At 59.5% G+C, this 25036-nt stretch carries 25 protein-coding genes; 10 read left to right on the plus strand and 15 right to left on the minus strand.

All coding sequences use genetic code 11. The features are described from left to right. Positions 1-3 precede the first annotated feature (3 nt). From ACRZ9X_RS08910 to ACRZ9X_RS08920, 3 genes are read right to left on the minus strand one after another with little or no spacing between them, the layout of a single operon-like run. Positions 4-435, minus strand: coding sequence for a DUF6691 family protein (locus ACRZ9X_RS08910; protein ID WP_480517898.1), 432 nt, complete (start codon positions 433-435; stop codon positions 4-6). Further along, on the minus strand, positions 435-863 hold the full coding sequence (locus ACRZ9X_RS08915; protein WP_480517900.1) for a YeeE/YedE family protein: 429 nt from the start codon (positions 861-863) through the stop codon (positions 435-437). Before ACRZ9X_RS08915 ends, ACRZ9X_RS08910 begins: the two co-directional genes overlap by 1 nt. Positions 864-894: 31 nt before the next feature. Further along, positions 895-1758, minus strand: a complete 864-nt coding sequence (locus tag ACRZ9X_RS08920; protein WP_480517902.1) for an MBL fold metallo-hydrolase — start codon at positions 1756-1758, stop codon at positions 895-897. A 241-nt stretch (positions 1759-1999) separates the two neighbouring features. On the opposite strand from ACRZ9X_RS08920, the gene ACRZ9X_RS08925 reads away from it, so the two are divergent. Continuing rightward, positions 2000-2215 (plus strand): hypothetical protein, encoded by a 216-nt coding sequence (locus ACRZ9X_RS08925; protein ID WP_480517904.1) that lies wholly within the window; start codon positions 2000-2002, stop codon positions 2213-2215. A gap of 9 nt (positions 2216-2224) precedes the next feature. Here the strand turns inward: ACRZ9X_RS08925 and ACRZ9X_RS08930 are convergent, their stop codons facing one another. After that, positions 2225-2443 carry a hypothetical protein gene (locus tag ACRZ9X_RS08930; protein ID WP_480517906.1) on the minus strand — a complete coding sequence of 73 codons (219 nt, stop codon included), beginning with the start codon at positions 2441-2443 and terminating at the stop codon, positions 2225-2227. Between the two features lie 166 nt (positions 2444-2609). Between ACRZ9X_RS08930 and ACRZ9X_RS08935 the strand changes: the two genes are divergently transcribed. Further along, positions 2610-2879: a DUF2312 domain-containing protein gene (locus ACRZ9X_RS08935; protein ID WP_480517908.1), complete on the plus strand. Its 270-nt coding sequence runs from the start codon at positions 2610-2612 to the stop codon at positions 2877-2879. Positions 2880-3008: 129 nt separating this feature from the next. Here ACRZ9X_RS08935 and ACRZ9X_RS08940 read toward each other — a convergent pair whose 3' ends face one another. Continuing rightward, on the minus strand, positions 3009-3884 hold the full coding sequence (locus tag ACRZ9X_RS08940) for an isocitrate lyase/PEP mutase family protein (RefSeq protein WP_480517910.1): 876 nt from the start codon (positions 3882-3884) through the stop codon (positions 3009-3011). 102 nt (positions 3885-3986) lie between these two features. Next, entirely contained in the window at positions 3987-4658 is a 672-nt protein-coding gene (locus ACRZ9X_RS08945; protein WP_480517912.1) for an IclR family transcriptional regulator, read from the minus strand. Between the two features lie 89 nt (positions 4659-4747). Here ACRZ9X_RS08945 and acnA point away from each other — a divergent pair, with 89 nt between their 5' ends. From acnA to ACRZ9X_RS08965, 4 genes are all read left to right on the plus strand, one after another. After that, entirely contained in the window at positions 4748-7327 is a 2580-nt protein-coding gene (acnA, locus tag ACRZ9X_RS08950) for an aconitate hydratase AcnA (protein WP_480517914.1), read from the plus strand. Then, positions 7327-8478, plus strand: a complete 1152-nt coding sequence (locus ACRZ9X_RS08955) for a PrpF domain-containing protein (protein WP_480517916.1) — start codon at positions 7327-7329, stop codon at positions 8476-8478. The genes acnA and ACRZ9X_RS08955 overlap by 1 nt, the downstream gene beginning before the upstream one ends. A 142-nt stretch (positions 8479-8620) precedes the next feature. Then, complete coding sequence (locus tag ACRZ9X_RS08960; RefSeq protein WP_480517918.1) at positions 8621-9814, plus strand: CaiB/BaiF CoA transferase family protein; 1194 nt, start codon at positions 8621-8623, stop codon at positions 9812-9814. Beyond that, on the plus strand, positions 9811-10632 hold the full coding sequence (locus ACRZ9X_RS08965; protein ID WP_480517920.1) for a citryl-CoA lyase: 822 nt from the start codon (positions 9811-9813) through the stop codon (positions 10630-10632). Before ACRZ9X_RS08960 ends, ACRZ9X_RS08965 begins: the two co-directional genes overlap by 4 nt. A gap of 381 nt (positions 10633-11013) precedes the next feature. Here the strand turns inward: ACRZ9X_RS08965 and ACRZ9X_RS08970 are convergent, their stop codons facing one another. Genes ACRZ9X_RS08970 through ACRZ9X_RS09005 form a run of 8 tightly spaced genes read right to left on the minus strand, consistent with a single transcriptional unit; the run spans position 11014 to position 19563 of the window. Beyond that, positions 11014-12366 carry an aminotransferase class III-fold pyridoxal phosphate-dependent enzyme gene (locus ACRZ9X_RS08970; protein ID WP_480517922.1) on the minus strand — a complete coding sequence of 451 codons (1353 nt, stop codon included), beginning with the start codon at positions 12364-12366 and terminating at the stop codon, positions 11014-11016. 8 nt (positions 12367-12374) lie between these two features. Then, positions 12375-13178, minus strand: coding sequence for an IclR family transcriptional regulator (locus ACRZ9X_RS08975; RefSeq protein WP_480517924.1), 804 nt, complete (start codon positions 13176-13178; stop codon positions 12375-12377). Beyond that, a complete protein-coding gene (locus ACRZ9X_RS08980) occupies positions 13179-13889 on the minus strand; it encodes a type 1 glutamine amidotransferase (protein ID WP_480517926.1) in 711 nt (236 codons plus the stop codon). A gap of 1 nt (position 13890) precedes the next feature. After that, entirely contained in the window at positions 13891-15183 is a 1293-nt protein-coding gene (locus tag ACRZ9X_RS08985) for a type I glutamate--ammonia ligase (RefSeq protein ID WP_480517928.1), read from the minus strand. A 7-nt stretch (positions 15184-15190) separates the two neighbouring features. Further along, positions 15191-16447, minus strand: a complete 1257-nt coding sequence (locus tag ACRZ9X_RS08990) for a cytochrome P450 (RefSeq protein WP_480517930.1) — start codon at positions 16445-16447, stop codon at positions 15191-15193. Then, positions 16428-18032: a tripartite tricarboxylate transporter permease gene (locus tag ACRZ9X_RS08995; protein ID WP_480517932.1), complete on the minus strand. Its 1605-nt coding sequence runs from the start codon at positions 18030-18032 to the stop codon at positions 16428-16430. The genes ACRZ9X_RS08990 and ACRZ9X_RS08995 overlap by 20 nt, the downstream gene beginning before the upstream one ends. After that, entirely contained in the window at positions 18032-18565 is a 534-nt protein-coding gene (locus ACRZ9X_RS09000) for a tripartite tricarboxylate transporter TctB family protein (protein WP_480517934.1), read from the minus strand. Before ACRZ9X_RS09000 ends, ACRZ9X_RS08995 begins: the two co-directional genes overlap by 1 nt. Positions 18566-18624: 59 nt before the next feature. Beyond that, positions 18625-19563: a tripartite tricarboxylate transporter substrate-binding protein gene (locus ACRZ9X_RS09005; RefSeq protein WP_480517936.1), complete on the minus strand. Its 939-nt coding sequence runs from the start codon at positions 19561-19563 to the stop codon at positions 18625-18627. A gap of 170 nt (positions 19564-19733) precedes the next feature. Between ACRZ9X_RS09005 and ACRZ9X_RS09010 the strand changes: the two genes are divergently transcribed. After that, positions 19734-21224, plus strand: coding sequence for an aldehyde dehydrogenase (locus tag ACRZ9X_RS09010; RefSeq protein ID WP_480517938.1), 1491 nt, complete (start codon positions 19734-19736; stop codon positions 21222-21224). A 12-nt stretch (positions 21225-21236) separates the two neighbouring features. Then, positions 21237-22463 carry a Tm-1-like ATP-binding domain-containing protein gene (locus ACRZ9X_RS09015; protein WP_480517940.1) on the plus strand — a complete coding sequence of 409 codons (1227 nt, stop codon included), beginning with the start codon at positions 21237-21239 and terminating at the stop codon, positions 22461-22463. A gap of 15 nt (positions 22464-22478) precedes the next feature. Here the strand turns inward: ACRZ9X_RS09015 and hpaR are convergent, their stop codons facing one another. Beyond that, positions 22479-22952 (minus strand): homoprotocatechuate degradation operon regulator HpaR, encoded by a 474-nt coding sequence (gene hpaR / locus ACRZ9X_RS09020; RefSeq protein ID WP_480517942.1) that lies wholly within the window; start codon positions 22950-22952, stop codon positions 22479-22481. Positions 22953-23058: 106 nt separating this feature from the next. On the opposite strand from hpaR, the gene ACRZ9X_RS09025 reads away from it, so the two are divergent. Both ACRZ9X_RS09025 and hpaE read left to right on the plus strand, forming a co-directional pair. Then, positions 23059-23448 (plus strand): 5-carboxymethyl-2-hydroxymuconate isomerase, encoded by a 390-nt coding sequence (locus ACRZ9X_RS09025; protein ID WP_480517944.1) that lies wholly within the window; start codon positions 23059-23061, stop codon positions 23446-23448. Between the two features lie 7 nt (positions 23449-23455). Further along, the gene (gene hpaE / locus ACRZ9X_RS09030) at positions 23456-24967 is read left to right on the plus strand and encodes a 5-carboxymethyl-2-hydroxymuconate semialdehyde dehydrogenase (protein WP_480517946.1); all 1512 of its coding nucleotides are present in this window, start codon (positions 23456-23458) and stop codon (positions 24965-24967) included. The last annotated feature ends 69 nt before the right edge of the window (positions 24968-25036 follow it).

Here is a 25036-nt window from a genome sequence, read left to right on the forward strand (position 1 = left end):
TGATTAGGCCGCGCTGGCCATCCTGTCCAGTTGTGCGCCCAGTTTCGGTGCCGCAAACATACCTGCAATCATGGCCGCCAGAAAAACGACGCCACCTGAACCGCCATAGCTGAGCGAGGCCATTGCGGGTCCGGGGCACAGACCGGCCAACCCCCATCCCATACCAAACAGGACCGAGCCGACGATCAGCCGCCGATCCAGCTCAACCCGCGGTGCGGACGGAAACTGCCCGCCGACCAGAGGCGTGCGGCTCCGGGTCATTTGCCAGGCAATCGCCATGGGAATGATTGCGCCGCCCATCACGAATGCAAGGGTTGGGTCCCAGGCCCCGAAGACATCCAGCCACCCTTGTACTTTGGTGGTATCCGTCATGCCGGAAACCAGAAGTCCGGTTCCGAACAAAGAGCCGGCGATAAAGGCCAATATACCGCGCATCAGATCACCCCCAACATGTGCCGGAACAGGACCAGGGTCACACCCCCGGCCAGAATGTAAAACACGGTTGCCACGATACCGCGCAGCGACAAACGCGAGATGCCGCATACTCCGTGCCCCGAGGTGCATCCGTTGGCGATCCGCGTCCCGACGCCCACCAAAAGTCCGGCGATGATGATAACGGCGAAATCGCCGGTCAGATGTGTTTCGGCGTGCGGGGATATCAGGGGGCGCAAAAGCAAAGGCATCCCGATCAGACCGGTAACAAATGCAATCCGCTCACCGCGACCCGAATTGCTCTGGGGTGCGAGCAGATCACTCAGAATGCCACTGGCACCCATAATGCGCCCGTTTCCGAGCAGATAAACCGCGCCAGCCAGCCCGATCAGCAGCCCGCCAACCAGGCCCCAAACCCATTCAATATTCATCTGTGTTACCCTCTTGTCGTCTGGCCCGATGTCACAGTTTGTTCACAGGTAATTTCATGAAAACATCGCCCTTTTCGTCCGCCGGAGGCATTTGGCCCGCGCGCATATTCACCTGCAGCGAAGGCAGGATCAGACGTGGCATGGCCAGCGTTGCATCGCGGGCATCGCGCATCTCGACAAATTCTTCGATGCTGCGGCCCTGACCGATATGGACATTCAGCGCTTTCTGCTCGCCCACGGTGGTTTCCCAGGCATATTCGTCGCGACCGGGTGCCTTGTAATCATGCCCGACGAAGATGCGTGTCTGGTCCGGCAGCGACAGGATTTTCTGGATTGAGTTATAAAGATCGGCCGATGACCCGCCGGGAAAATCGCATCTGGCGGTTCCGAAATCGGGCATGAAAAGCGTGTCGCCCACAAAAGCCGCATCACCGATGACATAAGTCATGCAGGCCGGGGTATGGCCCGGAGTGTGCAGCACATCGGCACGCATCTGGCCGATGTGGAAACTGTCGCCCTCGGAAAACAGCGCGTCGAACTGGCTGCCGTCGCGCTGGAACTCGGTCCCTTCGTTGAAGACTTTGCCAAAGGTGTCCTGAACGACGACGATCTTTTCACCGATACCGATTTTGCCGCCCAGTTTCTGCTGCAGATAGGGGGCTGCGGACAAGTGATCCGCATGCACGTGACTTTCCAGTATCCATTCGACCCTCAATTCGTGTTTGGTGACATGGTCGATGATCTGATCGGCCGATGTGGTATCGGTCCGGCCCGACGCGTGATCGAAATCCAGAACACTGTCGATGATTGCACATGCGCGTCCCTGAGGCTCCTGGGCAATGTAGGAAACGGTGTTTGTCTGCGCGTCAAAAAAAGCTGTTATTTCGGGCGTCATCCGATCCTCCCACAAGTTGCTTTCACATATTGATAGCGGAATGTGACGAAATTTCCAAATCACGAATTGATGTCCATCAAGGCAATTCGGTGGCTTTTCGCGTAAGAGTTAACCGACTCGCGGTGAATTGCCGATTTTCATGCCATGTTGGCAGGAAATTGAAGAGAGTTCAGCGAGTCTCATGGTGATCTTATTTTCGTTACATATATCGTCGATACAGGCACCGTTTGGGAGGACGCAGATGACTACTCAGGATTTATATTCAGAAGCGGAACAACTAGAGCAAAAGCTGAAAGGTGCTTGTCTGGATACGCGTTTGGCATTGCAGCCCAGCGTTAGTCAGGTTTTGGACCGGATGCGGGCGCAGGGTATGCATATCCCTTCCCGACTGCGCAGGTTGGATGCGGCACTGTGCGAAGATGCGCTGGAAGCCCGGTTCGACAATATGCCGATCTGAAGGCTGCGGTCATCCGAAGGAGATACCGAGGATGACCAGCATCAATCCGATGACAGACAGAAAAAGCGAGGCCATGTTCCACGGCAACACGGCCTGAACAACCGCACGCAAGTCATCATCAGAAAGCCCGGATTTCCGTGCTTTCATCACGCGCAGGATACACCAGACCAGACCGCACAGCCCTGCCAGCGAAAGGGCTGCGCCAAACCAAACCATAATGTCGAACATGGTCCCTCACGCTCATTCGAAAACCTCGTTCCGCGCTTAGCGGATCAGTGCCGTCGGCACAAGGCGAAGGGGTCGAAAGGACGCTTGCAGTTGAGGCGGGGGCGCTGTATCCGGATCATTGCCCGATGCCCCGGCACCGGTTTTTCAGCCTTTTGGAGAGACGCATATGGAAGATATCACCGAAGATCAGGCCGCCGCGAACTACCGCGTGACCTCTGGCGAATTGCGCCAGTTTGTAGAGCGGATCGAGCGTCTGGAGCTGGAAAAGAAGGATATCGCCGATCAGATCAAAGAGGTGTATGCCGAAAGCAAATCCCGTGGCTACGATGTGAAAGCCCTGCGCAGCATCATTTCTCTGCGAAAGCGGGACAAGGACGATATTGCCGAGCAAGAGGCGGTGATCGAGATGTATAAAGAGGCGCTGGGTATGACCTGACGCTTGTGGGTTTTAAAACCCGCACGCAAAATTCCTGAACCGCGCAGCTGTCACATCTGCAGCAGATCAGATGTAGCCTGCACAGTGGTCAGCTTGGGCCGTTGAAATACGGCCCGACCACGTCCGGCTCTAGTCGTTTGAGTATCGCTTTTCCATCTCGTCGTAATACGCTTTTGCCACGGCACTCTGCCGAGTTTCAAACCGCGCCACCGGGCCGCTTTCGTCCATTTGTCCATCGGATTTCAACATGGACAGGGCGTCGTGCATACCCTTCAGCGCGCCTTGAAGGGCCACGTTTGCGTACAGAACCAACGCAAATCCCATCTGGTCCAGTGTTGCCAGATCAACGATTGGGGTTTTCCCGCCCACGACCAGATTGATCAACTGTGGCGTGGTGTTCAAGCGGGTGGGAATACTGCGAATATCGTCGACCGAGCGCGGGGCCTCGACAAAGGTGATGTCGGCCCCGTCCTCGATAAACGCCTCGGCCCGATCCAGGGCAGCGGTCAGGCCCTGGGACGCGCAAGCATCGGTGCGGGCGACGATCATAAAGTTGGGGTCTTGTCGTGCATCCACGGCGGCCTTGACCCGGCTGCGCGCCTCGGGCAGATCGACCACGTCTTTGCCGGAAAAATGGCCGCAGCGCTTGGGATTCACCTGATCTTCCAGTTGAATGGCGCTGGCCCCCGCACGTTCCAGCGTACGTACCGTGTGATGGACGTTCAGTGCATTGCCGAACCCGGTATCTGCGTCAACTACGATGGGCAGGTCCGTGACATTGCGAATGGCCGATGTGTGCTGCGCAATCTCGGGTAGGGAAACAAACCCGAGGTCCGGCATGCCGAGATAGCTGTTGGTCAGGCCCGCGCCCGAGATATACAGCGCTTCGAACCCCAACTGGTCGATCATTCGCGCAGCCAGCGCATTGGCTGCCCCCGGCATCAAAACCGCCCCGCCTGTGTTCAGGCGTTGGCGAAAAGCCTTGGTGATCTCGTGATTCAGCATCGTGGCGGGCTCCGGGTTTGCATGGTTGTCAATCTGACTACGGGGGCGGTCTGTATCTGGCAAGCGTGGTTGATTGGCGTTCTATCTGGTGAAATCATGCGGCTAATGGGCGGACAGCCCCCGGGCCAGACTCTCCAGAAGCGGCGTTGCATTGGCGCGGGCTTCGTCGTCAAATCTGTTGGCCAGACCAGAGACTGTCAGAGCACCCATTAGCGCACCGGAACTGTCAAAGACCGGAGTGGAAAGTGATGAGATATTCGGGTTGGTATGACCAACCGAACTTACGGTTCCATTCTTGTTGAACCGTGTCAGGTCATCGACGGGCTCGCCTGAGAAATGGCTGAGGACCAACCCCGAGGCGCCCGTTGACAGTTGCAAACGCATGCCTTCTTCGACATGAAAACGCAGCAGATTGGGCGAATTCTCGCGATATAAACATATACGTTCATTGCCATTTCTTACGTAGAATGATGCCGTCTCACCCGTCGCCTCGACAAGGATTTTCAGGGAGGGGGCAACATGCTCACGTTTGGTGAAATCGCGGCGAAAAATCAGGCCCAGACGCCACACGCTGGGTCCGACGCTGAATTGCCCGTCCTGATCGCGCTGGATGAACCCGTAAATCGCCATCGAGTTTGTCAGGCGCAGGATCGTGCTTTTGTGCAGACCTGTTTCTTCGGCAAGTTCGGCCAGGGACATGCTTGGCCTTTGCGTGGAAAACGCGCTGAGGATCGACATGGCGCGCTCAACGGATTCGGTGCGATTGGGTGCCATCGTTGTTCTGTCAGGTGAAATCGTATTCGCCACATCTTGCTGCAATTGGGTATCCCTGTCTAGCTTTGGAAAAATTCAGGAGAACCGACGTGCAGTACAAGACCCTTGCCGGAACACCTTTTCGCGCCGTCGACTACTGCGCAATGCTGGGTGACGGATATCGCAAACTTCCCTACGCATTGCGCGTTCTGGCCGAGAACGCGGCCCGCCATTCCGCAGATGGCGCGGCGGCCTTGATTGTTCTGGCACGGAATGGTCAGGCGGTTCCGTTTCGCCCTGCACGGTTGTTGCTGCACGACATGTTGGGGATTCCCGCCCTGATCGACATCATGGCGATGCGCAACAAGCTGGAAGAGCAGGGCGGCGATCCATCCGTGGTGGATATGAGCCTGCCTGTGGATTTGGTGATCGATCATTCGATGTCGATCAATCACTGGGCGGACAAATTGGCCCTGACAAAAAACATGGAGCGTGAGTTTGAGGTCAACCGCGAACGCTTTGCCTTTCTCAAGGCCTGCGCGGCGCGATTTCCCCGGCTCAGGGTCATTCCGCCCGGCGGCGGGATCTGCCATCAGGTCAATCTTGAATATCTGGGGCAGACAGTGCTCCCGTCAAACGAGGATTCGACACTTTTGATCCCGGATTCCTGTCTGGGTACGGACAGCCATACGCCGATGATCAACGCGCTGGGCATCATGGGCTGGGGCATCGGCGGGCTGGAAGCCGAAGCTCAGCTGTTCGGAGAAACAACGCCTGTCAACGTTCCCCGGGTTATCGGTCTGGAAGTGCTCGGCAGGCCGTCCGATGACGTCACAGCCACGGATATCGCATTGGTGGTGGCGGAAAAACTGCGGGGCATCGGAGTGGTCGACACGTTTGTCGAGCTGTTTGGGGCAGGGTACAACACGCTTGGCGTGGCTGACCGGGCAACCATTGCCAATATGGCGCCTGAATACGGCTCGACCATGGTGTTCTGCCCGGTGGACGAACGCACCCTGGGCTACCTGCGTCAGACCGGCAGAGGGCAGGACCTGCAACGGACCGAGGCGTATTGCCGGGCGCAAAACCTGTGGGCTGACGGAGCGGATACTGCAATCGAATACGACAAGGTCGTAACGCTGGACCTCGGCCGTATTGGCCGTTCGGTGGCCGGGCCGTCCCGCCCGGAACAGCGCATTGATCTGACCGCAGCGACGGATCGCCTGACCTTGGACGGGGAAACAGAGCGGCGCGTGCCTGTCGCGGGGACTGACCATGACATCGGCGACGCAGACGTGATCATCGCGGCCATTACCAGCTGCACCAATACGGCGAACCCCCGCAACATGGTGCTGGCGGGCCTGCTGGCGCGCAATGCGGTGGCGCGCGGATTGACTGTTAAACCGCATGTCAAAACCTCATTGGCGCCGGGGTCGCGGGTGGTTGCGAAATATCTGGCGGACAGTGGCCTGCAAGACCCGCTTGATGCGCTGGGATTTGAAGTGGCCGCGTTTTCCTGCTCGACCTGCAACGGAATGTCGGGGCCGCTGCATCCGGCCCACGAAAAGGCCATCACGGACAACAAAATCAAGGGCGTTGCGGTTCTGTCGGGCAACCGGAATTTCGCCGGGCGTATTCACCCGCTGGCATCGCGGAACATGATCGCGTCGCCTCCTTTGGTTGTTGCCTATGCCCTGATGGGCACGATTCTGAAGGACATCACGACCGAGCCGCTTGGTGTTGACCGAACGGGCGCCCCGGTGATGCTGTCAGAGCTGTGGCCATCGGCCGAGGAAGTCGCGAATATCGTCGAAACGCATGTCACGCCCGACGGGTTTCGCAGCACGTATTCGGCCATTGGCGATGTGAACGATCAGTGGAACACGCTGGATGCCGGGACAGGTAGGTATGACTGGGGGCCGTCGACCTATGTGAGTTTTCCGCCCTTCGTGAAACAGATCGAACCCTCTCATGACGGGATTGCACCGCTGAAAGGATTACGTCCTTTGGCGATTCTGGGCGACAGTGTCACGACCGACCACATTTCGCCGTCGGGCATCATCACACCCGAATCCGAGGCGGGTCAGTACCTGCAGGCAAATGGGGTTGCGCCGCGGGATTTCAATTCATTCGGTACGCGACGCGGCTGTTCCGACGTGGTCATCCGTTCGACCTTTGCCAACTACAGGCTGCGTAATGAAATGACCCCGGATCATGAGGGGTCGTGGACCCGGATCGAGCCTGAGAGCACTATCGTAAGCATGTACCAGGCCATCGAGACCTATCTGGCGCGTGGTCAGAAGCTTGTTGTGATCGGGGGGAAGGAATATGGCTGTGGCTCGTCCCGGGACACCGCCGCAAAAGCGCCTTGGCTGGCGGGGGTTCGGGCGGTGATTGCCGAAAGTTTTGAGCGGATTCATCGCTCTAACCTGGTGAACATGGGCATTGCCCCGCTGTGTTTTCCCGCAGGCGTGACCCGCAAAACCCTGCAACTGGATGGCTCGGAGACCTATGATATTGCGCTTGACGACGCTCTGACCTGTGCCGCCCTGACCATTCATCGCCGGGATGGCGGGTCCGAGACCACGCCGTTGGAGGTTCGGCTGTATAATGATGGCGAGCGCGCAACATTTGCCGAGGGCGGGCTGCTGCCGCGGGCCTTCCGCAGCTTTCTGGCGGGGGCTGCGTGATGCCCGCGCGTTTACGCGCCGCGTTCTATCGCGGCGGAACCTCGAAAGCGGTGGTGTTTAATGCGGCTGATCTGCCCGCTGACCAGGCGATCCGAGACCGTATCTTTCTGCATGTATTGGGCAGCCCCGACCCGTACGGACGGCAGCTGGACGGAATGGGGGGTGGCCTGTCCTCGGTGTCCAAAGTGGTTATTGTCGAGCCCTCAGACCGCGAAGATGCCGATGTCGCCTATACCTTTGTCCAGATCGGGGTGACCGAGGCCCTCGCGGACTATGGGTCGGCCTGCGGAAACATGTCTTCATGCGTGGGGCCGTTTGCGGTGGAAGAGGGGATGATTGAGGTCAGCCCCGACCAGACCGAGGCGCTTGTCCGCATCTATAGCACCAACACCCAAAGTATCTATCATGCCCGCTTTCCAGTGCACGCGGGCAACGTGGTCGAGCAGGGCGATTTCACCATTCCCGGCGTCTCGGGCACCGGGGCCAGGGTGACGCTTGATTTTCTGGCACCCGGTGGGGCAGGGACCGGACATCTTCTGCCGACTGGGAACGCCATTGATCGGGTTCAGGTGGACGGGCTGGGCATTGTTGAGGTCTCGCTTATCGACGCGGCGAACCCGGTGGTGTTTGTGCGTGCGTCTGATTTGGGAAAGCGAGCGGTCGAGGCGCCGCAGGATCTGGACAGCGATCCCGAGTTGGTGAAGCAGATGGAGCAGATCCGGCGTGCGGGTGCTGTCAGGATGGGCATGGCGCACAATTTGGAGGCTGTGCGACCCTCCAGCCCAAAGGTTGCCATGCTGTCCGGTCCGCAGGATTTCGCGGCTCTGGACGCCAGCCGTTATGGGCCCGACACTCATGATCTGAATGTCAGGTTGGTCTCGATGGGGAATTTTCATCGCGCCATTACCCTGACCGGTGCAATGTGTACCGCCGTCGCTGCCCAGATACCCGGCAGTCTGGTCCATGCAATTGCGCAGCCGGATGGTTGCGACTTGAGGATTGGCAACCCCTCGGGCGTTCTGCCGACAACTGCCGATGTTCAGATGCATCCAACCGGGCCAGAGGCGATTTCGGCCGGGACCTTTCGCACGCAACGACGGATTATGGAAGGCGCTGTGCTGTTCCCGCCCGAGATGTTGGAGGGGACATGACAAACCGCACCCGGACTGCCCTTGTCGCGCCTGAGCGACGGTACACCGACCCAAGCTTGTCGCATTGGATCAGCATGACCGGCCTGACGGTGTTGGCGCAAGTCAAACTGACCCCGACAACACAGACGGGCTGGGCATACAGATGACGCAGCCGCTTGCAGGTATTCGGGTTCTTGATCTGACGAACGTTCTGGCCGGGCCTTTTTGCTGTCATCATCTGGCCCATCTGGGGGCCGAGGTGATTAAGGTCGAAGCGGTCGGGCGCGGCGATCTGGCGCGTCAGCTGGGGGCGGACCCGGACCTGAACGCAAAAGGAATGGGCGTATCCTTTCTGGCGCAGAACGCAGGCAAGAAATCGGTGACCGTCAACCTCAAGCATCCTCGCGGTAAAAAGATGTTTGCCGATCTGGTACAAACAGCCGATGTGGTGGTCGAGAATTTTCGCCCCGGCGTCATGGAACGCCTTGGGTTGGGATATAAGACGTTGAGGTCCCTGAATACCCGGTTGATCTATTGCGCCATTTCCGGCTTTGGGCAGGATGGGCCTTGGGTACATCGCCCGGCCTATGACCAGATTATTCAGGGCGCTGCCGGTGTCATGTCGATCACGGGGGACCCCGAAACGGCCCCCCTGCGTGTGGGGTATCCGGTTGCCGACACGGTCGGCGGCATTACGGCGGCGTTCGCAATTTCTGCTGCGCTTAACGCCCGGCCGCGGGGAACCTTTATCGACGTGTCGATGCTGGAATCGGTGCTGGCCACGATGGGCTGGGTTATTTCGAATTATCTGATTGCGGGTGTCGAGCCCTCGGCCAATGGCAATGAAAACGTGACCTCGGCACCATCCGGCGCGTTTCAGGCAAGCGATGGGTTGATCAACATTGCGGCTAACAAAGACGAACAATGGGTGATCCTGACAGATCATCTTGGTCTGGCCGCGCTTCGGCAACAGCCCGAATATGCCACCCGGGAAGACCGCAAGCGCAACAGAGTGTCGCTGAAAGCCGCGCTTGAGACCGTTTTGATATCCCGAACCGCGCAGGAGTGGGCGCAGGAGCTCAATCAGCTCGGCGTACCGTCGGGGGCGGTTCTGACGGTTCCCGAAGTGCTGAACATGCCGCAGGTCGCAGATCGTGGGTTTCTGCGCAGGTTTAATGACGTACCCGGCGTCGGGCGCGACATTGATGTATTGACCACCGGGGTCAAGATGGATGGGCACCCGCCAGAGGTCGAGACACCGCCCCCGACATTGGGACAGCACAACATGGAAATCTGGGGCGCGCTCGGGGTCACGACAGACGAGTTGGACGACCTTCAGAAAGAGGGCGTAATATGAGACCCGACCAAAACGATGTGACGGACTGGTGGGCGACCGAGATCATCGACATGCAACCCGGCCAAATCCGGGTTCGCGGCCATGACATTCAGAAACTGATCGGAGCGCTGACCTTTCCGCAGATGATCTGGCTGATGACCCGCGCCGAGATTCCGACCGAGGCGCAGGCGAAGCTGCTGGAATCCGCGCTGGTTGCCGCCGTCGATCATGGCCCGCAAGCCCCCTCGATCGCGACGGCGCGCATGGCGGTGACCTGTGGGCTTGGACTGAACGGCGCGATGGCATCTGCGGTCAATATGCTGGACGATGTGCATGGCGGTGCAGGCGAACAGGCGGTCGAACTTTACGGCTGGGTCGATGCCGGTGTGAAATCCGGGCTGAGCATGGAGCAGGCCGCTGCGCAATCGATTGATCGATGGCAAGCCGAGCGGACAAAGTACCTCCCTGGTTTTGGTCACCGTTTTCACACACCTGCAGACCCCCGCGCGCCCCGGTTGTTGCAACAGGTGGATCAGGCGGCATCCGCGGGGGTGGTTGACGGACGGTTCGCCCGATACGGGCGCGCGCTCGAAACGATGTTGGCTGTTCGCACAGGAAAACCCGTTCCGATGAACATCGATGGCGCGACCGCTGTCATCTATGCGGAACTTGGATTCCCCGGACCGCTCGCGCGGGGTTTGTTTTGCCTGTCGCGCTCAGTGGGCATCTTGTCCCATGCTTATGAACAGATGACACAAGGCGGGCGGAACAAAGGACCGACCCCGCCAGACTACCTCTGGGCCTATCGTGGGCCCAATCCAATACCGCCACCAGAGTGAGCACCCTTTCGCAGATGCGTTTTCTGTTCGGCGTTCTAGCTGTAAGCCAATGGGCAGGATGCATAGACCGAACGCGCATCCCAATTGAGGGAGCAGACGAACAGATACCGGTCACCGATTGAAATGGTTTCGAACCGCAGACCGGACGGGGAGTGTGCTCCGTTGATACAGCGTCGCTGAGCCTGATAGGCAGCGGCGCGACGCGCATACAGTTCGCTCCCGCCCCGCAGCAGCACCCGACGCTTTTGGTTTTGGACGCATCGATCGCACGCTCGCCGACCTTACAGGTCTTGCGCCTGATCGGTCGTCCGCCCAAACCGGTGACAGCTTGTCCAAAGGTGCTGCCGGGCAAGGCGGCGACAGATGCCGCAACAGTCACGCTCAGATCGCCGTGAAGCCTGCGTCCAGCGCTGTCAGGATCGTTTCGATATCGGTCTGGGCCACGACAAGGGGCGGAGAGAGAATGATGTTGTTGCCAGACACCCGAACCATCGCGCCTGCGTCATAGGCTACTTTTTGCACTTTGCCGATGGTGCCCTTGTCGATGGGCGTTTTTGTGCCCCGATCCGAGACCAGTTCGACCGCGCACATCAGGCCATAGCCGCCGCGCACGTCGCCGATCACATCGTGTTTTGCGGCAAGGGCCTGCAAGCCTTTGTACAATTGAGCGCCGCGCTGGGCGGCATTCTCGTGGACGTTCAGGCGGGTGGTTTCCTTAAGGCAGGCTATTGCGGCGGCCGCACCAACCGGGTGCCCCGAATAGGTATAGCCCGAACCGATATTGCCTTTGCCGGTGGTGTCCGATTCGAACACTTCGGAAATCCCATCGCTGATCATCACCGCGCCAAAGGGGAAGTACCCATTGGTGATCGCCTTGGCGGTTACAGCCATGTCGGGCTGCACGCCGAACCTGCGTGATCCGCTCCAGGCTCCGGTGCGGCCATAGGCGGTGATCACCTCATCCGCGACCAGCAGAATACCGTGTCTTGAGCAGATCTCGCGCACACCGGGCATAAAGCTTTCATGTGGCGGGATCACGCCGCCTGCACCCAGAACGGGCTCCATGATCATGGCGGCGATGGTCGAGGGGTCCTGGAACTTTATCTCGTCTTCCAGCGCCGCTAGGCAAAGCTGTGCCAGCTTCTCGGGGTCGGTTTCACCAAAAGGATTGCGATAGGTGTAGGGCGAGGGGATGTGATGGCATCCGGGCATCAGCGGTTCGTATTGCGTGCGGAAATTGGGGTTGCCATTGACCGATGCGCCCAGAGTATGCGTGCCGTGATAGCCTTTCTTGAGGCTCAGGAACTTGACCCGACCAGCTTCCCCCCGGATTTTGTGATACTGCCGCGCCAGACGCAGCGCGATTTCGATGCCGTCCGAACCACCTGATGTAAAAAAGGCGCGGGACAGGCCATCCGGGGCAAAGAACTCGCGCAGCATCCAGCTGAGTTCGATGACCAGATCATTGGTCGTGCCCCGAAAGATCGAATAATAGGGCAGGCGATCCAACTGGGCCGAGATCGCGTCTTTTACAGGCTGGCAGGAATAGCCAAGGTTGACATTCCACAGACCGCCAACGCCATCCACAACCGTATGTCCATCCACATCCGTAATGCAGACACCTTCGCCGCCGACGATAATGTCCGGCGGGTTCGCAAGGCTGTCGGCAGGATGCGTCATCGGATGCCACAGGTGGCGTGCGTTGTTTTCTTTCAGAAAATTGCTGTCCTTCATGAGATCACCTATTTGGCCAAAGGTTCTGCCCCCCATTGCGGCGGCAGCTCTGCGAAATCCCGGGGGAATGTACCGCCCAGAGCGGTCGAGGCGCGGTCGGCCTCTTTCAATAGAAGCTGCGCGATGTCGCGCAGTTTTTCTGGCCTTGCGCGTCCCGATGGGACAGCAACGGCCAGCGACCCCAGCACACGCCCGCTTTCGTCGAAAAGCGGAGCACCGACTGAGCTGACGCCTTCGTCAAACGCCCCCACAACTGTAACAACGCCATAGCGCCGCACGGCATCCAGCTTGTCTTTCAGAAGCATCGGGTCCGAGATCGTCTGGTCGGTGAATTTCGACAAGGGCCGGGCCAGAATTCGCGCGCGCGCGTCCTCGGGGAAAAAGGCCAGCGCCGCGATGCCCGACGAGGTCGCGTGCAGGGGCAGCATCTCGGCCACGTCGAAATTGACCTGAACACCGTGCAGGGCAGGGTCCGCATGGGCAACGGGGGAAAGGGCCTCACCCTGTAGCAGGCTGGCATGGGCCAGCTCGCCCACAGCCTCGGACAATTCCAACACGATGGGCTGCAGTAATTTGCGCACCGGAAACAATGTCTCGCGCAGGGCCGAAAGGCGCAGCAATGCAGGGCCAAGGCGATAGGCGCGCGTATCCGGGTGTTGTTCCAGATAGCCGTTTTCGGCCAACTCGGTCAGGTGGCGATGCACGGTGGCCTTGTCGCGGCCTGTCAGGCGCACGAATTCGCCCAGCCCGATCTCGGCCCGGTCGCGGGCGAATAGGGACAGTAGGTCCAGCGCTTTGGTTATGGTGCCCATCTAGCGCCTCCCATATTCGAAAAAGGCAGCAATTTCCCGTGCAAATTCCGTGCGATCAGCCGGACCTACGGCGAGGGATTGACGTGCGGATTGTGTGACGTTCTCGCCCACGTAATCCGCATATTCCTCGACAAGATCGGCGATGAACTCAGGCGTCATTTCCGGGTGGTGCTGCACCGTGAAAACCCGGTCGCCGATGGCGTATCCGGCAATCGGGCATCCGGGGCTTTCAAAGATACGTCGCGCACCATCAGGCAAAGTCCCGACCTGTTCGATATGCGAGCCGTAAAGTGCCCATCCATTTGCCCGATCCGACCAGGGAACCGGCCCCACACGCGCGGTTTCGATCCGACCATGTGCCCATCCCTCAGGGTTCCGGATGATCGGAGCACCCAGCGATTTTGCGATGATCTGATGGCCGAAACATGCGCCGAACAGCGGAATTTCCTGTTCGATAATCTGCCGTACCAAATCTTCAAGCCTTTGCATCCAGTCCGCTTCTTCGGTGACCGAGGCGGGGCTGCCAGTGATCATCACGCCGTCAAAGACGGACAGATCATCAGGGAACTCTCCCCTGCAGACCCAAAAGGGTGTGACATGCCAATCCGGGCGTATTTCGGCAATCAAAGTGGCGAATTTTTCGTCATCCAACGGTCGCGCCCGGCAAAAGGCGCTGTCATCGGTGTTGGTGACAAGGGTCGCAAGTCGCATCTCAGATAAACCACACATAGAAATCGAGCAGAGCGTCAGGCTCCATCTCGCGGGTCTTACGGAATTCGCGTTCCTTCATGAAGGCGTGATTTTCGACCAGTTCGCGCCCGACCGCATCCACCAGCGCGTTATCGGCCTGCAGGTCCTGAATGGCCTTGCGCAGATTGGCGGCCGTGCCGGTGCGGGCGTCGACCTTGTCAAAACCGTCGCCGGTTTCGATCGGAGGCAGGGTCATATGGGCCTCATACCCCAGCCGCGCGGCCTGCAGGACCGCAGCGCAGGCGGTGTAGGGATTGGCGCTGGCATCTGCCATGCGATGTTCCAGACGGGCCTTTGCGCCGCCTTCGCCCGAGACGCGGGTGGTCACGCCGCGATGATCCCCACCCCAGTTCTTCCAGTAACCCGACAGGGACGCCGGTTGCAGGCGGCGGTAAGAGCCCGCAGTAGGTGCGATCAGGCCGGCCAGCCCTTCATGGTGATGCACTAGACCGGCAAGGCAGCCGCGCGACAGGTCATTCAGATGATCGGGGCCGCCGACTTCACCGTTGGCCAGCGCGTTCCTGCCCTCGGCATCCTGAAAGGAAAAGTTGATATGCATGCCCGATCCACCCAATTCGGACAGAGGTTTGGGCAGGAAGGTCAGAACGATCCCGTGATCCAGCGCAATTTCGCGCGCCATGAGGCGGAACAGCACGATATCATCCACAGCCGTCAGCGCGTCATCGAAGGTCAATGTATATTCGAACTGAGGGCTGTCGTATTCGGCAGTAATCAGGTCCAGCCGGAAGCCCATTTCCAGCGCCTTGTTCCAGATCACATCGTTGATCCGCATCGGATCGGCGAATGGGCCAGTGCCGTAGACGCCCCCACCCGGGGCATCATAGGGGCGCAAACGGCCATCCTCACCCCCTTGCAGGGCATAGGCCTCAAGCTCGATCCCGAGCATCGGTTTCAGCCCGTGCTGTTCCCAATCGGCAACCGCGCGCTTCAACGCCCCGCGCGGGCATAAGGACAACGGCGCGCCGTCGGCGTCAAACAGATCGCCCAGCACGACTGAGGTTTCGGGTTCCCACCCCTTGCGGACATCGTCGCCCCGCCACCGCAGCTCCATGTCGGGTGCTCCCTCGCGCACTTTCGCGTGCGGCGCGTCCAGCAGCAGATCGCGGTCGTAATGCACCCCGAAGGTCGCGCGCGCGAACCGGGTCGAGGCGTCGGTGATCTTGCTGGCAGGCATGTATTTGCCGCGCGGGATCGAGAGGTGATCGATAAAAAGGGCGCGTAAACGGTTGGACATAAAGGACCTATTGCAAAGTGACGCGAACAGGCATCCGCTTGATGCCATTTACAAAGTTGGACCGAACAAACGCCTCGGGGCCGTCGGGTTCGATGGTTCTGATCCGTTTGACCAGTTCCTGAAACAGCACCCGCACCTCGAGCCGGGCCAGATGCATGCCCAGGCAGACATGCGGCCCGCCTTGCCCCCACCCCAGCTGACGGTTGGGCTTGCGCGACAGGTCCAGGCGGTAGGGGTCATCGAACATATCCTCATCCCGGTTGGCGGAAACGAACCAATAGAGAACCTTGTCACCTTCCTTGATCTGTTGACCGTGCACCTCGACATCCTTCATCGCGGTACGGCGGAAATAGGTGGCGGGTGAGGCCCAGCGGACAATCTCATCTGCGGCGGTGCCCCAGACCTCGCCCGATTGCATCTCTTCCAGCAGGCCGTCTTGCCGCGCGATGGCCTGAATGCCAGCGGCGATGGAATAGCGCGTCGTATCGTTGCCCGCCGCCACCAGCAGGCAGAAGAAATTGCGAAACTCGGTTTCCGAGATCGTCTCACCATTTTCGTCCGGTTGCAGGATCAGATGCAGAATGCCGCTGGTGTCGCCGCTGGCGTTCTTCTTGTCCATCAATGTGCGGGAGTATTCATACAGCTCGGCCCCGGCGGGTGAGTTGAACGGCATCAGCCGGAATTCATCCGTCTGCATCTTGTCGACGACGTGATCGGTAAAATCGGGGTCAGAGTTGGCCATCAGCGCATCCCCTTTATCGACCAGCCAGGGCAGGTCTTCGTCAGGAACACCCAGAATTTGCCCCAGCATCCGCATCGGCAATTCCCGCGCAATATCGCGTGTGGCGTCGAATGTGCCCTTTTCCAAAGCGTGGTCCAGAATGGGACCGCACAGGTCGCGGATCTGATCCTCGAACCCCGCAACCACTTTAGGCGAAAACGCCTTGGCCACCTTCATCCGCACCTTGCGATGCTCTGTCCCATCCGTTTCCTGAAAGGTGCGGCGCGCCATGTATTCCTCGTAGGTCTGATCCTCCATCCGGATGCCGCGCGCGGAGGAAAACGTTTCGGTATCGCGCACCATCTTGTCGATATCCGCGTGGCGCGTGATCGACCAATACCCCTTGCCGCCTTCGAACTCGGACCAGTGACAGGGGGCCTCGCGCCGCAGCCGCGCGAAGGTGTTATACGGCGCGCCGCCCGCGAAACTGTCATGCGAGCCAAGGTCAGCGAACCCGTCGTCTTCAGGAACCCACATGGTCATAGAAGCGCCTCCGTCTTTGTTGTTTTTTGCGGTTCTCGAAATGCCGGTGTGAGCGACCTGAAATCCGTTTTGCAAATGTGTTGGATGCCTTTTTCTGCATCGAGCGGCGATCCACCGGTCGCCATTCCCGCCAGACGCGCCAAATCGTCGAAACAAGGATGATGAGGATGACGCAGAACAGTAGGAAGGCGATGGGGCGGTCGATAAAGTCCAACGGCGTTTTGACCCGCGCCAGAGAGGCGCGCAGTTTGACCTCCATGATGCCGCCCAGAACCATGCCCAGAATGATTGGAACGATAGGCATGTTCAGGCGTTTCAGGACGAATCCCAGCAGCCCGAAGACCGCTGCGATGATACAGTCCATGGTCGAGTTGCGGATCGAATAGACCCCGACAAAGCTGAGCAACAGGATGCACATGCCCAGAAAGCGGTTCGGGATGCGCGTCAGATGCACCAGCCAGCCGGTCGAAACCAGCAGGAAGCCGACCACGATCACGTTCAGGACCAGCAGCGCAATGTAAAGCGCAACAACGAAATCCATGTCGTTCTGGAACAGCCCCGGCCCCGGCACGACGTTATGGACATAGAACACCGACAGCATCATCGCCGTCAGCGCCTCACCCGGGATGCCAAGGGCCAGCAAGGGGATCATCGCCGCCGCGGGAACCGCGTTGTTGGCGGTCTCGGACGCGATCAGTCCCTCGGATGAGCCATGGCCGAACGCTTTGGGGTTTTTTGAGAGTTTACGCGCCGAGGTGTAGGACATGAACTGGGCCGTGAACTCTCCGACCCCCGGGATCATGCCCATGACCACCCCGAAACTGGCCGAGATTGCCGCAACACGCGGGTGGCGGGCCAGTTCGCGGAAGCCTTGAAACAGCGAACCGCGTGACCGGGGCAGCCGGATCTTCTCATCATCCATGGTCAGCAGCAGAAACGCCTGCGACAGCGCGAACAGGCCCAGAACCACCACGATCAGGTCAAGGCCCCCCGCCAGCCAGCTTTGGCCAAAGGTGAAACGCCGGGTATAGGCGGCAGGCTCCAGCCCGACGGTTCCGATCAGAATGCCGAACCCGGCCAGAGCGGCGGCAATGGCCATTTGCCCCTTATGCGCGACAACGACCAGAATAAGGCCCAGTAGGGCGGCCAGAAATATCTCGCGCGAGCCGAACATGGGCGCGATTTTGGCCAGCACGGGCGACAGGAAGATCAGGCAGATGACCGAGAACAAGCCGCCCAGAAAGCTGGCCGAATAGGCCAGCGACAGTGCCCGGCGGCCTTCACCGCGCAGAGTCATCGGGAACCCGTCATAGGTCGTCAGCGCATTGACCGCCGTGCCCGGCGTGTTGATGAGGATCGCGGGGATCGCGCCGCCATACATGGACGAACCATAGATACCCAGCAAAAGGGTCAGCCCGACAATCGGATCCATCGAAAAGGTCGCAGGCAGCAGGATCGCAATGGCCACAGCGGGGCCGACACCGGGGATGGCCCCGATAGCCACGCCGCCCACTGCACCCACCAGCAGGGCCAGCATCACATCCCAGCGGGCAAGGACGTCAATGGCCGAGGTGATCAGTTCCATCAGAGATACACCAGAAAGAAGGTTCGCACGGAGGTGGGTAGGAATTCATAAGTCCACGCTCCGGGGATGTTGACGCCCAGAAAGCCCTTGAACAGGGCGACCATGGCGACGGCGAACAGAGCTGCGATCCACAAAGCGGTCCGGCTGCGATACCCCAGGCGGTAGGTCAGCGCGCAGGCAAACAGCAGGCTCATCGGCAGAAATCCCAACCGGGGCACCGCAGCCACGTAGACCAGAAACCACAGCAGATATTCCAGCGGCTCGGCCCAGCGGCGCGCCTCAACCCAGTCCAAAGCATTGGGTTTCCTGCGCCGCATCAGGCGGAAATGGGCCGCAAACCCGGCCAGCATCGTGATCAGCGCAATCGCAGGCCACAAACGCGGCTGACTGCCGATGTTGCGCGCCTTGTCGGTCCATTCGGTCTGTGTGCCGATCTGCGACAGCAGGACCAGCGTCAGGATCAGACCTGCAATGACAAAAACCACCTGACCCGAGGTCTTTGTGCGCACCTTCAGCAGTTCGGATTCATCCATTGGAACAAAGCCCCGACAGGTTTGAGAGGGCGGGCTTGCGCCCTCTCACATGATCGCAGTTATTGACCCAGAGCGTCCGAAATCGTGCCCAGAGTCGCCTTGTCCTCGGCAATCACAGCCGCGCTTTCATCAGCATTCAGCCAATAGACCAGCGCACCGGTTTCCGCGGCCAGTTGCTGCGCGCGCTCACTTTTCACCGTTTTCTCGGCCACGGCGGCGATCTTTTCGCGCACATCTGCCGGGGTGTCCTTGGTCACGAACAGCCCGTTCCACAGAGAGATATCGAGCGTCGGTTCAACCTCGCCAATCGCCGGAGTGTCGGGAACCTTACTGATCCGCTCGCCGGTGATCGAGACCAGAACATTCACGTCGTCGATGCAGGGCAGGATCAGTTGCAGCGTCGTATTGATCACGTCCGCATCGCCCGAGGCCAATGTATTGCAGTCCAGCGCGTCAAACGCGGCATCGCCGCCCCATTCAAACCCCATGGTCGAAGACAGCGCCTTGGTGACCTGAGTGGGCGTCAGTACATCGCCGAAATGGCCCAGAAACACGTCGTTTTCCTTGGCGTAGTCAGCCAGTTCCTGCATCGAAGAATATGGCGCGTTGCCCGAGGTCGCGATGACAAAAGGATAGGTCAGGAAGATTCCGACGGGGTCGAATTTCTCGGGCGTCAGTTCAGGAATGTCGGTTTCGTGCCCAATCAGGGATACCGCCGGAACAAAGGAGCCGATGGTGTAGCCATCTGCCGGAGCCGTTGCGACCTCGACCGCGCCGGGGAAGGGGCCACCGCCGCCGCCGGGCTTGTTCACCACCGCTGCGGGCACGCCGTATTCGGCCTGAAAATCCTCGGCGATCATACGGGTCAACACGTCCTCAAGATCACCCGGAGGCCATGGAACGATAAAGCTGACGGGCTTTTCCGGATACTCGGCCAGCGCCGGTCCGGCGAGGCCAACAGCAAGCGCGGCCAGAACGGCCCTGGTTGTTTTGGACATGTCATCTCCCTGCGATGCGTAATATTAATCGGTTTATTATTTGAACCTTTAGTAGCATTTATTCTGAATTGGATTTCGTACCTGTCAACAAAAAAATCATTATTGACAAATGCAGGTTTTAAATCAGACAATTTTTCGCAACTGATGGTTCAATATTTAAACCGATGAGGATGACATTGGACTTCTCCAGAATAGATGACCTGCGAACCCGTGTAATCCCGCCCGCACATCATTTAATTGACGGAGCGCGCTGTGGCGCGTCGGATGGCGGGGTCATGAATGTGCTTTCTCCCATCGATGGAACAATGTTGACGACGATGCCAAGGGGGACGCCGCAGGATGCTCAGGCGGCGATCCGGGCGGCACGTGGCGCCTTTGACGATGGTCGCTGGTCCGGGCTCGCGCCAGCGGCCCGCAAAAAGCTGATGCAGAACTGGGCCGATCTGATCGAGGCCGAGGCGCAGGATCTGGCCGTTCTCGGCGTGCGCGACAACGGGACCGAGATTGGCATGGCTTACAAGGCCGAACCGCTCAGCGCAGCAGGTACCATTCGGTATTTCGCCGAGGCCATCGACAAATTGTACGGCGAGATCGCACCAACCGCACCGGGCGCCCTCGGGTTGGTGCACAAGGAACCCGTTGGCGTTGTCGGTGCAATTGTGCCCTGGAATTTCCCGCTGATGATCGGCAGTTGGAAATTGGGACCCGCGTTGGCCGCCGGATGTACTGTGGTCCTGAAACCTGCGGAAACTGCGTCGTTGACCTTGATCCGGTTGGCGGAACTGGCGCTTGAGGCGGGTATTCCACCGGGCGTTCTGAACGTAGTGACCGGAGAAGGCGCGGTTGTTGGCGCGGCCATCGCCGAATCCGATGATGTGGACGCGCTGGTGTTCACCGGGTCAGGGGCGACGGGCCGCAGATTGATGGAGGCATCGGCGCGGTCGAACCTCAAGCGCGTTTATCTGGAACTGGGGGGCAAATCGCCCAACATCGTGTTCGCCGATGCCCCCGATCTGGACGAAGCTGCCAAAGTCTCGGCGGCAGGGATATTTCGCAATTCTGGTCAGGTTTGTGTGGCCGGATCACGGCTGTTGGTACAGCGCGAGATTCACGATGTTTTCGTCGCAAAGCTGGTTGAACAGGCCAAGGCGATGATCGTCGGTGACCCGCTTGATCCTAAAACCCAAGCAGGCGCGGTCAATTCCGAGCGCCAGCTGGTGCAAAACCTTGCCTTTGTCGAAGAAGCCCGCGCCGCCGGGCGTGACATCGTCACCGGTGGGCATCGCATTCTTGAGAAGACCGGCGGTACCTATATGGCGCCGACCATCGTTACAGGTGTCGAAGCCACAGACCGTATTGTTCAGGAAGAAGTGTTCGGCCCGGTGCTGACAGTTCAGGCCTTTGACACAGAAGAGGAGGCGATCGCACTGGCCAATGGCGTGGACTATGGGCTGGCGGCGGGCGTCTGGACATCGGATCTGTCACGCGCGCATCGGCTGATCTCTCGCATTCAGGCCGGAGTCGTGCATGTGAATACCTATGGTGGGGCGGATGTCACCGTTCCTTTGGGGGGCGTGAAACAGTCGGGCAATGGCCATGACAAGTCGCTGCATGCGTTTGACAAATACCTGAACCTGAAAACCGCCTGGATCAAACTCTGAGGACCACCGACCATGACTGAAAAAACCATTCTGCTTGTCGGGACCTATGACACCAAGGAAGACGAACTGAGCTATTTGGCCCAGACGATTCAGGCGCAGGGCGGTCAGGTCTTGTCGATGGATGTCAGCGTGTTGGGTGATCCGTCGGTGCCAACCAATATCTCAAAACATACCGTCGCCGAGGCTGGCGGACATTCCATTCAGGAAGCCATAGACAGCGGGGACGAGAACACCGCAATGCAGATCATGGCCAAAGGTGGGGCGACGCTGGCGGCACGATTGTATTCCGAAGGCCGGATCGACGGGGCGTTGTTGCTTGGGGGGACCATGGGAACCGATCTGGCACTGGATGTGTGCTCGGCGCTTCCTGTCGGGGTGCCGAAATACATCATCTCAACAGTGTCATTCTCGCCGCTTATCCCGCCAGAGCGGTTGCCAGCGGATATTCAGATGATCCTCTGGGCCGGGGGGCTTTACGGTCTGAACTCGGTCTGCAAATCGTCGCTGAGTCAGGCGGCCGGAGCGGTTTTGGGCGCGGCACGCGCGGTGGAAGCGCCGGATGCGGACAAGCCTTTGATCGGCATGACCTCCTTCGGCAAAACCGTGCTGAAATACATGGTTGCCCTGAAACCCGCTTTGGAGGAACGCGGTTATGAAGTGGCCGTGTTTCATGCCACGGGTATGGGCGGGCGGGCCTTTGAAAGCCTCGCGTCCGAGGGCCGGTTTGCGGCAGTAATGGATTTCGCGCCACAAGAGGTGGGAAACCATCTTTTAGGCTCGTCAATTTCTGCAGGGGCCGACCGTATGACCGCCGCTGGTCTGACAGGTACGCCGCAGATCGTGTCTATCGGCTGCTATGATCTGGTGGATTTTGTCGGTTGGCAGGAGGTTCCCGCCAAACTAGCCGGTCAAGAGACACACGCCCACAACCGTTTGTTGTCTTCGGTCATGATGACGGCCGAACAGCGCCGCCAAATGGCGCGCGAGATCTGCGCCAAACTGGGGCAGGCAAAGGGTCCGGCAACGTTTATTCTGCCGACCCAGGGTGGCAATGAGTGGGATCGCCCGGGCGGGCCGCTCAGCGACCCCGAGGGGCTGCGCTGCTTTGTCGACGAGGTCCGCGCCTGCTGTCCCGCCAATGTGACGTTGTTGGAGCTGGACGCGCATATCAATGATCCGGCCTTTTCCGAAGCGGCCCTGCGCATCGTCGATGAATGGATTGCGACCGGGCTGATTTAGCCCCGGGATCTCAGATCAGGACCTGGCCGCATCCTGTTCGATGTCGTCCAGATCGCGCAGCAGCGCTTCGAGTTGATCCAGCAACGCGGTCATGCGATCCGCGCCCACACGCGTCTCGATTTCTGCCCGTATTGCGGCGCTTTCGGGGGCGACCTGCCGGATCAGCGCTGTGCCTTTTTCTGTCAGACGCAGGCTGGCCCGCCGCCCGTCGCCAGGTGTTCGGCTGACTGCAATCAGGCCCCTGTCTTCCAACCCGCGGGTCATCCGGGACAGGGATGGCGCAAGGATGTTGGCCGCTTCGGCCAACGCGCCCATGTCCAGTCCAGGCGCCTCATCCAGAACGCGGATGACACGCCATTGTTGTTCGGTCACGCCGTGGCGCTGCAACAGGGGTCGGAACCGTTGCATCACCTTTTCGCGGGCCCGCAACAGCGCAATCGGCAGGGACCGTCCCGTCGCGTTGAATTCAAATCCGTCTTGCTCTGTCATGTGGCTCACTTTGCGCTCGGTGGTAACAGTCAAAATGATTAACGCGTTATCTATTGACAAGAGATTATTTATTTAACATGTTATTAAAGTGCCTATTGGAGGAGTCATGCCGCATCTGACCATAGAGTATTCGCCGCAGCTTGAGGCCAAGACCGATCTGGCAGCGTTCTGCCGCAAGATGCATCAGGTCCTTGTCGGCTCTGTGGATTTTCCGACCGCCGGTATTCGCGTGCGCGCGCACAAGGCTGATTTTGCGGTGGTCGCGGACGGGCACGACGACAATGATTTTCTGGCCATGACGCTCAGCGTTGGTGACGGTCGCAGTCAGGACCAGTTGCGCCGCATCGGAGATGACCTTTTCGCAGCGGGGCAGGCGCAACTGCACGACCTGCTTGCCACTGGTTTTTTCGCGTTTTCACTGGAAATCCGGGTGATCGACCCGGAACTCAGCTGGAAAGACACACCAATTCACACCCGGTTGTCGGGTCAGAAATGAGGGTTCGATGACCAAGCTGGATGACAATCTGAAAAAGCTCTCGGGCTACCTGTCGAAATACCGCGATGGCGGCATCATGAACCGGATCGCGGGGCAAGACAGGGCGGGCGGCAATGGTGTGTTTCAAACGATCTCTCCGGTCGACAAAAGCGTGATCTGCGACGTCGCATATGGATCGGCTGCAGATATCGATGCTGCAGCCAACGCGGCTCACGCGGCTTTTGCCGATTGGCGCGATATGCCGGCGGTCGCGCGTCGGGACATACTGATCCGCATTGCCGACGCGATTGAAGCCCGTGCGGATGAGATCGCCCTGTGTGAATGCTGGGATACCGGGCAGGCATACAAGTTCATGTCCAAGGCTGCCTTGCGGGGCGCTGAGAACTTTCGGTATTTCGCCGATCAGGTTGTTCAGGCGCGTGACGGTCAGCACCTGAAATCGCCGACGCTGATGAATATCACGACACGGGTGCCGATCGGGCCGGTTGGCGTCATCACCCCGTGGAACACACCCTTCATGTTGTCGACCTGGAAGATCGCTCCCGCGCTGGCCGCAGGCTGCACGGTGATCCACAAGCCTGCCGAAGCGTCTCCGCTGACGGCCCGGTTGCTGGTCGAAATCGCGGAAGAGGCAGGTTTGCCCCCGGGTGTTCTGAACACCGTGAACGGGTTCGGCGAAGAGGTGGGCAAGGCGCTGTGCGAACACCCCAAGGTGAAGGCGATAGCCTTTGTGGGCGAGTCGCGCACCGGCAGTCTGATCACCAAGCAGGGTGCCGATACGCTCAAGCGCAACCATCTGGAGCTGGGCGGAAAAAACCCCGTCATCGTGTTCGAGGATGCCGATCTTGAGCGGGCGCTGGATGCGGTGATCTTCATGATTTACTCGATCAACGGTGAACGCTGCACGTCCTCGTCACGGCTGTTGGTGCAGGACAGTATTCGCGAGGCCTTCGAGGCCAAGCTGATCGAGCGGGTGAATGCCATCCGGGTGGGTCATCCTCTGGACCCGGCGACCGAGATTGGGCCGCTGATCTCAAAGGAGCATTATGACAAGGTCACCAGTTACTTTGATATCGCCCGCGCCGACGGGGCCACAGTGGCGGCGGGAGGTGAGCCTGTAGGCGACAGCGGCTATTTCATTCGCCCGACGCTGTTCACCGACGCCAGCACCGAGATGCGCATCGCGCAGGAGGAGATTTTCGGCCCGGTCCTGACCTCGATCCCCTTTCGCACCGAGGACGAAGCGCTGCAGATCGCCAATGATACGCGCTATGGCCTGACAGGGTATGTCTGGACCAACGACCTGACCCGTGCGCTGCGGTTCACCGACAGGCTTGAGGCCGGGATGATCTGGGTCAACTCGGAAAACGTTCGCCATTTGCCCACGCCTTTTGGCGGCGTGAAAGCCAGCGGGATTGGTCGGGATGGCGGTGACTGGTCGTTTGAGTTTTACATGGAGCAAAAGCACATCGGCTTTGCCACCGGTCAGCACAAGATCACCCGTCTTGGGGTCTCGTGATGGGCAAGGCGTTGCCATGCGCTATGCCCGCGCAGTTTTCAGGCGCAGACCTGACCCCGATCCATCTAT

It is taken from the genome of Ruegeria sp. AL1 (genome assembly GCF_056540905.1).